Genomic DNA, 12,320 nt, shown 5'->3' on the forward strand with positions numbered 1-12,320 from the left:
TCAGCCAACTCGACACCCCTGACACTCGGCACCAACAGCGGTCGGCAACCACGGGGAAGACGCGGCTCGAACAGACGCTTTGTTCGAACGTATTTTCGAACTCATTTCAAGTAAAGCCGGTCGGTGGAGGCCCGTCAAGTGGACCCCGAACGGCCAGGTCAGGACCGTCGCGCATCCCGTGTCCGCGCAATCCTCTAACCTGAACGCGTGATGGAGCAGGAGCAGAGCGAAAGGGGCATCGGACCCGAATACCTGGTGGCCGGAAGGTACCGCCTGCGGTCCAAACTGGGCGGCGGTGGAATGGGCGCGGTCTGGCTCGCACGGGACACCCTGCTGCACCGCGACGTCGCCATCAAACAGGTCACCACGACGGCCGGACTCGACCCCGACGAGGCCCGTCGTGTCCGCGAACGCACCATGCGGGAAGGTCGCAACGCCGCCAAACTCACCCACAGCCATTCCATCGCGATGTACGACGTCGCGCTCGAGGCAGGCGAGCCCTGGCTGGTCATGGAGTACCTGCCGTCCCGCAGCCTCGCCCAGGCGATGAACATCGCCGACACACTGCCCCCGCTCGAGGTCGCCCAGATCGGCGCGCAGGTGGCCGACGCGCTCACCGCCGCCCACGCCGCCGGGATCGTGCACCGGGACATCAAGCCGGGCAACATCCTCGTCGCCGACCGCGGCCGCGAACTCGGCACCGTCAAGATCAGCGACTTCGGCATCGCCCGCGCCAAGGGCGACTCCGCCGACACCACGAACGGGGTCATCACCGGCACACCCGCGTACTTCTCCCCCGAGGTCGCCCGCGGTCAGGACCCCACCGAGGCCAGCGACGTCTTCTCGCTCGGTTCCACGCTGTACACCGTCGTCGAGGGCCAGCCGCCGTTCGGGATCGACTCCGATTCCATCGCACTCCTGCACCGGGTCGCGAAGGCCGAGATCTACCGTCCCAGTAAGGCCGGACCGCTCACCGACACGCTGCTGCACCTGCTCGAGCCGGACCCGGCGCGTCGTCCGACGATGGCCGAGGCCCGCGACGCCCTGGCCCGGGTGGCCATGTCCGGGGACGGGAACGTCGCGCACCTCGTCGGCTCGCCCGTCTATTCCGCAGACGGCACCATCCCGGCGTGGGCACACCGTTCGACCCCGTTGCCCGACTCACGCCGGCGCAGCAAGCTGGTGAGTTCCACCCAGGCCGGTCTGCCCGCCGTGCCTCAGAGCACCCCGCTCAAGAACGTGCCGCGTCCGCTCGGCCGGTTGCAGTGGCCGCCGCGCCCGACGAAACCCGCTCCCGGTTCGCCGGCCCCCACCGTCCGCGATCAGGTGGTGGCGTGGGCGCCGATCGCCATGGGTGTCATGGTCGCGATCCTGATCCTGGCCGTGCTCGTGGCCGTGATCGTCCTCCTCGCCCAGCCCTGACACCCCGGGAGGTCAGTCGATCCGCCGGCGGTGCGCCCACCTCGTGAGCGCATTCCGGTTGGACTGCTGCGTCTTCCGCAGCACGTTCGACGCATGCGTTTCGACCGTCTTCACCGAGATCACCAGTTCCTCGGCGATCTCGCGGTACGTGTACCCCCGCGCGAGCAGCCGCAGCACTTCCAGCTCCCGCGGCGTCAGCGAATCCAGCTCCGGATCCAGCTGCGGCTCAGGAGCATTGGAACGCCCGGTGAAGGAGTCCAGCACGAATCCCGCGAGCCTCGGGCTGAACACGGCGTCACCGCCGGCGACCCGGCGCACGCCGTCGGCCAGTTCCGCGCCCGAGATCGTCTTGGTGACGTACCCGCGTGCCCCGGCACGGATCACGGCGATCACATCCTCGGCGGCGTCGGACACGCTCAGTGCCAGGCACACCGGACCCGACTCGATGCCCCGCAGCACGGCGACACCGCCGCCGTCGGGCATGTGGACGTCGAGCAGCACGACGTGCGGCGAGGTGGCGTTGATCCCGGCCACCGCCTCCGCGACACCGCCCGCCTCGCCCACCACCTCCATGTCCGCTTCCCTGCCGAGTTCGGCGCGGACCCCGGAACGGAAAACGGCATGATCATCGACGAGAAAGACACGGTACGGGGGTGTTTCAGGCAAAGTCACTGCAGCTGTTCCTCGCGTGGGCGGTAGTGTCACCCCACTCTAGAGCGTGTCGAATGATTCGCTCTGTCGCCGCACCACCGCCGGCATCCCGTCTTCCCCGTCGGTGGCGGTATCCGATTGGAGAGCCGCACCGGCACTGCGGAACCAGGCCTTCACCAGATATCCGAAGCTCGGCCACGTTCCGTCCTCCGGCCGCACGACGCAGAGACCCGTCATCCACTTGCCGAACGTCGCATGGAATCGCGCCTGAATCGCGGTCCGGTGGACGAACGAGAACACGAGCCACGCCGGTATCACCGCGAACCCCGCCGTTCCCTCCGCCGCGTTCGGCGGCACCGACTGTCCGGCCGTCTGCACGATGTAGACGACGACCCCGACCACGGCCCCGACGAGTGCGTGCAACACGAGGTCCAGCACCAGGGCGACACCACGCCGGAGGTGACCGGCGGGCCGGACCCGCAGCCGGCTGTCGGCCCCGTTCACGGCAGACGCCCGTCGATCTCGTCGCGGGCACGCCGGACGTCGTCGTCGAGTCCGGTCCGGTCCAGCACCTCGTCGACGACGGCGCCGCTGAACCGCGGTGTGCCGACCGTCTCCTCCTGCACGTAGGAGCCGAGCATGCCCCCGAACTGAGAACGAGGGTCGGTGAACTTCAGCCCGAACGCGCCGTTGACCGCCCCCTTCACGCCTCCCTGAACCGCACCCTTGCCGCCCGCCTCTGCAACGTTGCCCCAATCCATGCTGTCGCGCCGACCCACGTGTATCTCGTACTTCTGAAACGCAGCCTCGAGGACCGCCTGGGCTCCGGCGCCGGCCGCCGCGCCCGTCGCGGCGCGGGTGAGGATCGAGGTGATCAGCTGCCGGATGATCATCCGGACGGTGACCTGTGTGGCCGCTTCCGCCGCGAACGCGGCCGGGCTCGCCGCGCCGAACGTCATCGCGCTGGCCACCGCGACCGCGACGAGTTCGGCCGCCAGTGCCACCAGGGCCGCGATGATCGACAGTTTCGCGACCCGGATGTCATCGGCCGACCAGTCGAGGGTGTCGCCCAGTTCGTGGAGCAACCCCGACAACTCGCGTAGTGCCCCGTCCGCACCGATCCGCGCCCAGTGCTGCGCCATCGCGGTGTCGACGTCACCACTCACCCCGGACATGGCCGACCGCATCGCGGCGTCGGCCTCCTCGATGATGTCGTCGAGCGAGGCACCGGCGTCCTTCCACCCCTGCCCGAGCCGCTCCATCGCCGTTTCGTCCGCGTCGGGCCAGTCCGCCCCGACGACCTTCTCCGCCAACCACCGGACACTGCCCGGAACCTCGATGCCCATCAGAACAGCCCGGCGAGGCTGGATGCGGTGCCGCGGTCGGTGTCATCGAACGAGTCGGCGGTGCTTCCGAGTCTGGATCCGAGCGCGGCCAGCGCCCCGACGGCGAACCCCAGCGACTGCCCGGCCGCGTCCGCGGACGGCAGATACCCGCTCGCGAACGTCGTCCCGGTCTCGTCGCCGCCCCAGCATTCACCCTCGGCCTCGAGGGTCGAGTGCAGTGTGGCGGCGACCGCTGCCATCCGCTGCGACAGTGCGTCGAATCGGGGTGCGACGCTGCGCAGATGCGCCGGGTCCACCCACAGCTGCGCGCTCACTGCCACCCGTCCCGCAGGACCGGCCGATTCCACCGCGCGTCGTCGGGATCGTCCGGGTCCGGTTCCCGATCGGCCGGGACGCTACCGACTTCGGGCTCGAGGCGCGGGAGGAAGTTCCGCAGGCTCGGAGCGCCGGGGACGAGGTCCGGCAGATCCGGCAGGGTCTCGGTCGCGGCCACGATCGATCCCATGATGCGCACCGACTCGGTGTGCGCGGCCTCGCCCGCACGCCGGGCGGCTTCGGTCATCGCACGTCCCAGCGACTCGGGGGTGGACCGCCGGAACGCGTCCGGCGCGAGGCGCACGTCCACCACGCCGCCCACCGAGTTCACCACCACCTGCACCAGTCCGTCTGTGGACGCCCCACTCACCCGCAGCTGCGCCACCTGCTGCTGAGCGGCATGCAGTTCCTGCGTCTGCCGGTCGAGCGCGGCCAGCATCGAATCGATCTGATCCTGCAACTCGTGCTCGCGCACGCGCAGACCCTCACGGTCGAACATGAAATCCCCCCTTGACATCTCGCGTCCCACCCCGCCGCAACACGGTGCGACCACACGACCCCCACAGTCGTGTCGCCGGCGAACATTACCCCCTCACTGGAACAGCATGCGAGCAGACACCGCGCACCAGTGCGCCGACACGGCGAAAGTGGTGCTCACGCACCCTGACTGAACGGCACGTCCTCGACGCCGGCAGTGTCCGTGTCCTCGGCGGTGGCCGCTGTCGCCCACGTCCGGCCGTTCCGCGGCATGTGGATTCGCACCTCGGTGCCCTTGCCGGGTGCGGACCGCACGTCGACGTGCCCGCCGCGCCGCTCGATCCGTCCACGGATCGACTTCGCCAGGCCCTGACGGTCCGGGGACACCTCGTCGACGTCGAATCCGACGCCGCGGTCCCGGACGAACACACTGACCTGTTCGTGCTCGGCTTCGGCGAACAGGTTGATGTCCGTCTCCCCGGAATGCTTGGCCGCGTTGACCAGAGCCTCCCGCGTCGCACCGAGCACCGCCGTGAAACTCTCCTTCGACAGGCCCTCACCCGTGCCCTCGACGTCGAGCGCCACATCGCCGACCGTCACCGGCCGCACCGTGACGCCGTGGTGGTCCTCCACCTCGCCCGCGATGATGCGCAACGCCTCCGCGAGGCTCGAATGGTCGGCGTCTCCCCCACCGAACAACCACTTCCGCAGTTCTCGTTCCTGACCCCGGGCAAGCCGCGCGACCTCCTGAGGATGGTCGGCCTGCTTCTGGATCAGCGCCAGGGTCTGCAGGACGGAATCGTGCAGGTGTGACGCGATCTCCTCACGCTCGTCGTTGCGGATCCTGGCGGCACGCTCCGCGCCCAGCGCGCGCCACAGTCGCAACCACAGGGGCACCGTCAGCAGCCCGGCGCCGACCAGGGTGACCACCACAGCTAGCAACGACGAACGCAGCGCAGCCAAGTCGACCTGCGCGAGGATCACCACACCGAGACCCGACACGATCAACGTCACGCCACCGAGGACCCGCGCCCAGGTGAGGACGGTCGGACGCTGCGGCAGCCCGATGACGGTGCGCGGACCTTCCGAATCGAACTCGCGCCACACCAGAGCCGCGCCGACCGCCACCACGATGATCGGCGCGATCACCGAACCGACGCGGCCACTGAACAACCACGACAACGCGGACGCACCGGCAAGGCCGATCGCGATCAGTCCGTACGCTCTCCGTCGCTCGGAGGCACTGGGCTTCTCGGTGTCGGAACCTGCGGCCGTGAAGATCCACAACAGTCCGTAGCCGACGATGCCGGCGCCGGCGAGCGCGGCGAGACACGCGAACGCGACCCGCACCTTCATCACGTCGACGCCCAGCTGATCGGCGATACCACCCGCGACACCGCCGACGATGCGACCACCGGTCCGGCGTTCGAGCCGCGGCATGGGAATGCCGTCGGGCGGGGCAGGTGCGGTCACGGCGCCCGCGTACTGGGCACCGCCCGCGGACGTGTTCGACACAGGTTGCACATGTTCGATACTGGCACGATCCCCTGGCCACGGCATCAGGGTCCAACCCTGACTTCGGCCCGCGTTCCGGCCCACCCCGACCGGAAAGATCAGGGTAGTTCCCGATGTACGCGCGCCGCGCCGACCGGAACGATGGTCGTATGAGCAATGGGAGCTTCCAAGAGCAGATACAGGATCTGTGGCGGACCCGGCCGGTGCGGTTGCCGGGCCGTGGTCACGTCGCCGGTGTCTGTGCGGGAATCGGCTACCGCTACGGCGTCGATCCCGTACTGATACGAGTCGCCTTCGTCGTGTCCACCATCTTCGGTGGCGCCGGCGTGCTCCTCTACCTGGCGTGCTGGCTCGCCCTCACGAAGTCGGGCGACCCGGCCTCCCCCGCGGAGTCGCTGGTGGGACGTGGTCACAGCTCCGACTCGGGCACCAAGACCATCGTCCTTCTCGTCGCACTGGCCATCGCGCTGAGCACCGTTGGTCCCTTCGGTGTCGGGCTCGGCGGCTCCGGGCTGGTCAGCATGGCGTTGATGCTCGGCGGCCTGTGGCTGCTGTACCAGCGGCAGCCGATACCCCCACCGTTGCCCGCCGGCGCCGTTGCCCCGGGTGTCGGGACCGGGTATCCCGGGACGAGTTTCTCGCCCGGTCAGTTCGGCGCCAATCCGTTCGGCCCCGGCACGTACGGTCCGAATGCCTACGGTCCGTACACGAAGCTTCCCGACTCCTACACGCCGAGCACGCCGCCCACCTCGGACGAGAAGCCGGCCGACGCGCCCACCGAGGCACTGAAGCCCGAAACTGCTGCGGGCGAAACCGTTCCGGTGTCGTTCGAGAAGACCCCGACCCCCGGTCCGCAGGTCGACACACCCTCGGCCCCGTTCGCGCCGCTCGAACCGCGACCGCCGGCATGGGACCCGCTCGGGGTCGCCCCGTTCGCATGGGATCTGCCCGAACCGGCCAGGACCACAGCGCCCGCAGTACAACCGGACCGCACCCACTCCCGCCTGACGACAATGGTGATCGGGTTGGCGATCCTCGCGGCCGCGGCGGCGACCGCGTTGTCGGTCGCCACCGGATCCGACTGGTTGAACGCTGGTCGCATCGGCGCGGTCGCGCTCGCCGTCATCGCAGTGGGGCTGCTGATCGGCGGATTCCTGCGCAAGGGCTACGGACTTCTCGTCGTCGCCGGACCGCTGATCGGTTTCGTGATCCTCGCCTCGCTCGTCGGTTCACTCGACCTGAACAGCGAGAACATGGGCGATCGGACCTGGAACCCGGCGACGGCGGCCGCCGTCGAGCCCGCCTACTCCGGCGGATTCGGCAGCTTCACGCTCGACCTCCGGAACGTCACTCTCACCGAGGACAAGACGGTCGACGTCAGCGGGCAGTTCGGTGAGGTCGTGGTACTCCTGCCGCCCGGTATGAACGTCGAGAACCACTGCACCACCCAGTTCGGTGACGCGCAGTGCCTCCCGGAGGGTCTCGACGGTGGCGTCGACGGCACGGACGGTCACGTCCTGACCCTCAACGCCGATGTCCGATTCGGAAGTGTGGAGGTGCGCCGTGGATGACATCGACGACACTCACGGCAACGAACAGACCCGGACGCGGAAGCGCCCGTCGCCACTACTGCTCCTCGCAGGATTGGCAGCACTCCTGGTGAGCGGCTGGGCACTTGCGGGGCCGTTCTCGCTGGAACCGCTCGCGAACGTCGAGTTCCGCTGGCTGTTCGTGGTGGTCGCGGTGCTGGTCGGCGTTGTGCTCGTGTTCGCACCCAACCGGCGAAAGTAGAGGCGCAAGCGCACTGTGCGCGGTGAGCGGGTCCTCGGACTCACTCACCGCGCACAGTGCGTCACTCCCACTCGATGGTGCCCGGAGGCTTACTCGTGATGTCCAGCACGACACGGTTGACGTCGTGCACCTCGTTGGTGATCCGGGTGGAGATCCGCTCGAGAACGTCGTAGGGCAGTCGCGTCCAGTCCGCGGTCATCGCGTCCTCGCTGGACACCGGGCGCAGCACGATCGGGTGGCCGTAGGTGCGTCCGTCGCCCTGCACGCCGACGCTGCGGACGTCGGCGAGCAGCACCACGGGGCACTGCCAGATCTGACCGTCGAGCCCGGCGGCCGTCAGCTCTTCGCGCGCAATGGAATCCGCGTGACGCAGGATGTCGAGCCGGTCCTGCGTGACCTCGCCGATGATGCGGATGCCCAGGCCGGGACCGGGGAACGGCTGGCGTCCCACGATTTCCTCGGGCAGACCCAGCTCGCGCCCCACCGCCCGGACCTCGTCCTTGAACAGCAGGCGGAGCGGTTCCACGAGCGTGAACTGCAGGTCTTCCGGCAGTCCGCCGACGTTGTGGTGGCTCTTGATGTTGGCCGTGCCGGTGCCGCCGCCGGATTCCACGACGTCCGGGTACAGCGTGCCCTGCACGAGGAATTCGACCGTGTCGCCGTGCGCGGCGTTCTCGCCCAGCACGTCGCTGACCGCGCCCTCGAAGCTGCGGATGAACTCGCGGCCGATGATCTTGCGCTTGGTCTCCGGGTCGGACACGCCCGCCAGCTCACCGATGAAGGTGTCGGCGGCGTCGACCGTGATCAGCTTTGCGCCGGTCGCGGCAACGAAATCCTGTTCGACCTGGGCACGCTCGCCCGCACGCATCAGACCGTGGTCGACGAACACACACGTCAGGTTGTCGCCGATGGCGCGCTGCACGAGCGCCGCCGCGACAGCGGAGTCGACACCGCCGGAGAGCCCGCAGATCGCCTTGCCGTCGCCGACCTGCTCGCGGACCTGCTCGACGAGGGCGTCGGCGATGTTCGCGGCCGTCCATGCGGGAGGAATGCCGGCGATCTCGTGGAGGAACCGGCTGAGCACCTGCTGACCGTGCGGCGAGTGCAGCACCTCCGGGTGGTACTGCACACCCGCGAGCTTGCGGGCCCGGTCCTCGAACGCGGCGACGGGTGCGCCCTCGCTCGTAGCCGTCACCTCGAAACCCGCCGGGGCCTCGGTGACCGCGTCGCCGTGACTCATCCACACGGGCTGGCTGGCCGGCAGCCCCTCGTGCAGCAGACCGCCCTGCACCTTGAGGTCGGTGCGGCCGTACTCCCGGGTGCCGGTGTGTGCCACCGTCCCGCCGAGTGCGCCGGCCATGGCCTGGAATCCGTAGCAGATGCCGAACACCGGAATGTCCAGATCGAACAGCGCCGGATCGAGCTGCGGCGCACCGTCCGCATAGACGCTCGACGGCCCACCCGACAGCACCACGGCAAGGGGATTCTTGGCCGCGATCTCCTCGACGGTCGCGGTGTGCGGAACCACCTCGGAATAGACCTTGGCCTCACGCACCCGCCGGGCGATCAGCTGCGCGTACTGCGCGCCGAAGTCGACGACGAGGACCGGTCTCTGTTGCTCGATATCTGCCACCGGGTCAGTCTAATCGGCGCAGCTCTGTGGTCTGCGCGACCCCATGACCCGGCCCTCTCGCGCCTTATGCAACGCCGTGCTTCTGCGCGTCGGGCACCACGGCGCTGTTGCGGATCTCGACGATCGGCAGCACCAGCGCGGCGGGCGCCCCCTCCGGGACGACCGGCGCGATCGGGGCGACCGGGTTCAGGCGCCGGTATCCCTCCCCCTGCGCCGGGCGCAGGTCCTTCTCGCCCTTGTTCGGCCAGAGCGAGGCCGCACGCTCGGCCTGCGCCGAGATCGTCAGCGACGGGTTGACGCCCAGGTTCGCGGACACGGCCGACCCGTCGACCACGCTCAGCGTCGGGTAACCCCACACGCGGTGGTAGGGGTCGATGACGCCCTTCGACGGTTCCGACGCGATCGTGCACCCGCCGAGGAAATGTGCGGTGAGCGGGATGTTGAACACGTCGCCCCAGGTGCCGCCCGCGCGACCGTCGATCTTCTCCGCGATCCGGCGGGTCGCCTCGTTGCCTGCCGGGATCCAGCTGGGGTTCGGCTGGCCGTGGCCCTGCTTGCTGGTGACCTTGCGCCGACCGAACAGGCCCTTCTTCGTGTACGTGGTGATGGAGTTGTCGAGGTTCTGCATCACCAGGGCGATGATGGTGCGCTCGCTCCACTTGTACGGGGTGAGGACCTTCAGTGCTGTCGGATCCTTCGCCAGTTCCTTGAGGAACGTCATCCACCGCCGGCCGCCGCCGTCGGTCAGCAGCGTCTGCAGTAGGGCCATCGAGTTCGACCCCTTGCCGTAGCGCACCGGCTCGACGTGGGTGTCGGACGTCGGGTGGAACGACGACGTGATGGCGACGCCCTTCGTGAGCTCGAGCGCGGGATCCACCTTGTTCTTGGCGGCGCCGAGGATCGACTCCGAATTGGTGCGGGTGAGCACACCCAGCCGGTCGGAGATCTTGGGCAGCGCGCCCGTCTCCTTCTGGTCGAACAGCAGATGCTGGGTGCCCCACGTGCCCGCGGCCAGGACGACGTTCGCGGCGGTGTACGTCTTGCGGTTCCGGTTCTTGCGCGGCCCGCTGCGCCGGGTGAAGACGTCCCAGGTGCCGTCGGACGCCTCGCGCAGACCGGTGACCGTGGTCATCGGGATGATCTCGGCGCCCGCCTTCTCCGCGAGACCCAAGTAGTTCTTGAGCAGGGTGTTCTTGGCGCCGTGCCGGCATCCGGTCATGCATTCGCCGCATTCGATGCACCCGGTGCGGTCGGGGCCGACGCCGCCGAAGTACGGGTCCGGCACGGTCTTGCCCGCTTCACCGAAGAAGACACCGACCGGGGTCTGGATGAACGTGTCGCCCACGCCCATGTCCTCCGCGACCGACTTGATGATCTCGTCGGCGGGGGTCATGTGCGGGTTCTGAACCACGCCCAGCATCTTGCGAGCCTGCTCGTAGTACGGGGTGAGCTCGTCGTGCCAGTCGGTGATGTGCGACCACTGCTTGTCCTGGAAGAAGGAGGCGGGCGGCTTGTAGAGCGTGTTCGCGTAGTTGAGCGAACCGCCACCGACGCCGGCACCGGCGAGGATGAGGCAGTCGCGCAGCAGGTGGACACGCTGGATGCCGAAGAACCCGAGGGCGGGCGCCCAGAGGAACTTCTTGAGATCCCAGCTGGTCTTCGCGAAGTCCGCGTCGGCGTAGCGACGGCCCGCTTCGAGGATTCCGACCTTGTAGCCCTTCTCGACCAATCGGAGTGCGGTGACACTGCCACCGAATCCGGACCCGACTATGAGGACGTCGTACTCCGTTGCGCGCTGCTTACTCATCACTCGACCTCCAACGAAACCTGAGTTATTACTCGCCAGTATGCACCCCTCGGTTGTGACAGCTGCCACAAGGGTCACCTAACTGTAACGAGAGGTATCAGGAACGGTCGAGATACCCGCAAACGCACGTCGCCCAATGCCTCACCAATGCAGTTGAACTGCACCGATGTGACATTGGGCGACGAGAGAAGCGGCGACGAACGGACACCTCATGCGCGGACGGTCAGGCCGACCTTCTGGAACTCCTTCAGATCCGAGTACCCCGACTTCGCCATCGAGCGGCGCAGACCGCCGACGAGGTTCAACGAACCGAACGGGTCGTCGGACGGACCTGTGAGGACCCGGTCGAGCGACGGACGGGCACCGAACGAGACCGGCAGCATCGTGCCGCGCGGAACCGAGGGATGCGCCGCGGCCGACGGCCAGTACCAGCCGCCGCCGGGAGCTTCCGCCGCAACGGCCAACGGTGCGCCCAGGACTGCGGCGTCCGCGCCACAGGCGATCGCCTTGGCGAGGTCGCCCGAGGACGTGATGTCGCCGTCCGCGATGACGTGGACGTAGCGTCCGCCCGTCTCGTCGAGGTAGTCGCGGCGGGCCGCAGCGGCGTCCGCGATGGCCGTGGCCATCGGAAGACCGATGCCCAGCACCTCACCGGTCGTCGTTGCACCCTCGGTGGAGCCGTATCCGACGATCACACCGGCCGCGCCCGTACGCATCAGGTGCAGTGCGGTGCGGTGATCGCTCACCCCACCGGCCACGACGGGGACGTCGAGCTCGGAGATGAACGTCTTGAGGTTCAGCGGCTCGCTGTCGCCGTGCACGACGTGCTCAGCGGAGATGATCGTGCCGTGCACGACCAGCAGGTCGATGCCCGCCTCCAGCAGCTGCGGGGTGAGCGCCCGGGCGTTCTGCGGGCTGACCCGCACCGCGGTCGTGACACCCGCGTCGCGGACCTGGGCCACGGCAGCAGCCAGAAGTCCCGGCTGCAACGGCGCCGCGTGCAGTTCCTGCAGCTTCTTGATCGGCGCCTCGACGTCGACGTCCGACTCCGCCAGCGCGACGAGTTCGGCGAGCTTCGCCTCGACGTCCGCGTGCCGGCCCCACAGACCCTCACCGTTGATGACCCCGAGGCCACCACGCTTGCCGAGTTCGATCGCGAACGACGGCGACACGAGCGCGTCGGTCGGATGCGCCAGCACAGGGATGTCGAACCGGTATGCGTCGAGCTGCCAGGACGTCGACACCTCCTTGGAGGAGCGGGTCCGGCGGGAGGGGACGATGTCGATGTCGTCCAGCTCATAGGTTCGTCGGGCTGTTCGGCCCATGCCGATCTCAACGAGGTCGCGCACGCGCGCCCCTTTCT

At 68.7% G+C, this 12,320-nt stretch carries 12 protein-coding genes; 3 read left to right on the top strand and 9 right to left on the bottom strand.

The window, feature by feature from the left end; all coding sequences use genetic code 11:
* Positions 1-210 precede the first annotated feature (210 nt).
* Positions 211-1,422, top strand: coding sequence for a serine/threonine-protein kinase (locus JVH1_RS05265; protein WP_009479421.1), 1,212 nt, complete (start codon positions 211-213; stop codon positions 1,420-1,422).
* A gap of 12 nt (positions 1,423-1,434) precedes the next feature.
* On the opposite strand, the gene JVH1_RS05270 is transcribed toward JVH1_RS05265, so the two are convergent.
* The 6 genes from JVH1_RS05270 to JVH1_RS05295 form a co-directional block, all read right to left on the bottom strand.
* Entirely contained in the window at positions 1,435-2,094 is a 660-nt protein-coding gene (locus tag JVH1_RS05270) for a response regulator transcription factor (protein ID WP_009479420.1), read from the bottom strand.
* A gap of 39 nt (positions 2,095-2,133) precedes the next feature.
* Positions 2,134-2,577 (bottom strand): RDD family protein, encoded by a 444-nt coding sequence (locus tag JVH1_RS05275; RefSeq protein WP_009479419.1) that lies wholly within the window; start codon positions 2,575-2,577, stop codon positions 2,134-2,136.
* On the bottom strand, positions 2,574-3,419 hold the full coding sequence (locus JVH1_RS05280) for a hypothetical protein (protein WP_009479418.1): 846 nt from the start codon (positions 3,417-3,419) through the stop codon (positions 2,574-2,576). The genes JVH1_RS05275 and JVH1_RS05280 overlap by 4 nt, the downstream gene beginning before the upstream one ends.
* The gene (locus JVH1_RS05285) at positions 3,419-3,733 is read right to left on the bottom strand and encodes a WXG100 family type VII secretion target (protein ID WP_009479417.1); all 315 of its coding nucleotides are present in this window, start codon (positions 3,731-3,733) and stop codon (positions 3,419-3,421) included. Before JVH1_RS05285 ends, JVH1_RS05280 begins: the two co-directional genes overlap by 1 nt.
* Entirely contained in the window at positions 3,730-4,233 is a 504-nt protein-coding gene (locus tag JVH1_RS05290) for a YbaB/EbfC family nucleoid-associated protein (RefSeq protein WP_009479416.1), read from the bottom strand. Before JVH1_RS05290 ends, JVH1_RS05285 begins: the two co-directional genes overlap by 4 nt.
* A gap of 155 nt (positions 4,234-4,388) precedes the next feature.
* A complete protein-coding gene (locus tag JVH1_RS05295; RefSeq protein ID WP_371112942.1) occupies positions 4,389-5,771 on the bottom strand; it encodes a PspC domain-containing protein in 1,383 nt (460 codons plus the stop codon).
* A 68-nt stretch (positions 5,772-5,839) separates the two neighbouring features.
* Between JVH1_RS05295 and JVH1_RS05300 the strand changes: the two genes are divergently transcribed.
* Complete coding sequence (locus JVH1_RS05300) at positions 5,840-7,297, top strand: PspC domain-containing protein (protein ID WP_009479414.1); 1,458 nt, start codon at positions 5,840-5,842, stop codon at positions 7,295-7,297.
* Positions 7,290-7,517 carry a hypothetical protein gene (locus JVH1_RS05305; RefSeq protein WP_009479413.1) on the top strand — a complete coding sequence of 76 codons (228 nt, stop codon included), beginning with the start codon at positions 7,290-7,292 and terminating at the stop codon, positions 7,515-7,517. The genes JVH1_RS05300 and JVH1_RS05305 overlap by 8 nt, the downstream gene beginning before the upstream one ends.
* Before the next feature lie 61 nt (positions 7,518-7,578).
* On the opposite strand, the gene guaA is transcribed toward JVH1_RS05305, so the two are convergent.
* The 3 genes from guaA to JVH1_RS05320 form a co-directional block, all read right to left on the bottom strand.
* A complete protein-coding gene (guaA, locus tag JVH1_RS05310) occupies positions 7,579-9,150 on the bottom strand; it encodes a glutamine-hydrolyzing GMP synthase (protein WP_009479412.1) in 1,572 nt (523 codons plus the stop codon).
* A gap of 64 nt (positions 9,151-9,214) precedes the next feature.
* Positions 9,215-10,957, bottom strand: a complete 1,743-nt coding sequence (locus JVH1_RS05315; protein ID WP_011598180.1) for a GMC family oxidoreductase N-terminal domain-containing protein — start codon at positions 10,955-10,957, stop codon at positions 9,215-9,217.
* Between the two features lie 209 nt (positions 10,958-11,166).
* A complete protein-coding gene (locus JVH1_RS05320; protein WP_009479410.1) occupies positions 11,167-12,306 on the bottom strand; it encodes a GuaB3 family IMP dehydrogenase-related protein in 1,140 nt (379 codons plus the stop codon).
* Positions 12,307-12,320 lie beyond the last annotated feature (14 nt).

The organism is Rhodococcus sp. JVH1, from assembly GCF_000280725.2.
Lineage (GTDB): Bacteria > Actinomycetota > Actinomycetes > Mycobacteriales > Mycobacteriaceae > Rhodococcus_F > Rhodococcus_F jostii_A.

What these genes read in the sequence shown, in the direction of transcription:
- JVH1_RS05265 (WP_009479421.1), top strand. Translation starts at nt 211, where the DNA reads ATGGAGCAGGAGCAGAGCGAAAGGGGCATCGGACCCGAATACCTGGTG.
- JVH1_RS05280 (WP_009479418.1), bottom strand. Translation starts at nt 3,419, where the DNA reads ATGGGCATCGAGGTTCCGGGCAGTGTCCGGTGGTTGGCGGAGAAGGTC.
- JVH1_RS05290 (WP_009479416.1), bottom strand. Translation starts at nt 4,233, where the DNA reads ATGTTCGACCGTGAGGGTCTGCGCGTGCGCGAGCACGAGTTGCAGGAT.
- JVH1_RS05295 (WP_371112942.1), bottom strand. Translation starts at nt 5,771, where the DNA reads ATGCCGTGGCCAGGGGATCGTGCCAGTATCGAACATGTGCAACCTGTG.
- JVH1_RS05300 (WP_009479414.1), top strand. Translation starts at nt 5,840, where the DNA reads ATGTACGCGCGCCGCGCCGACCGGAACGATGGTCGTATGAGCAATGGG.
- JVH1_RS05315 (WP_011598180.1), bottom strand. Translation starts at nt 10,957, where the DNA reads ATGAGTAAGCAGCGCGCAACGGAGTACGACGTCCTCATAGTCGGGTCC.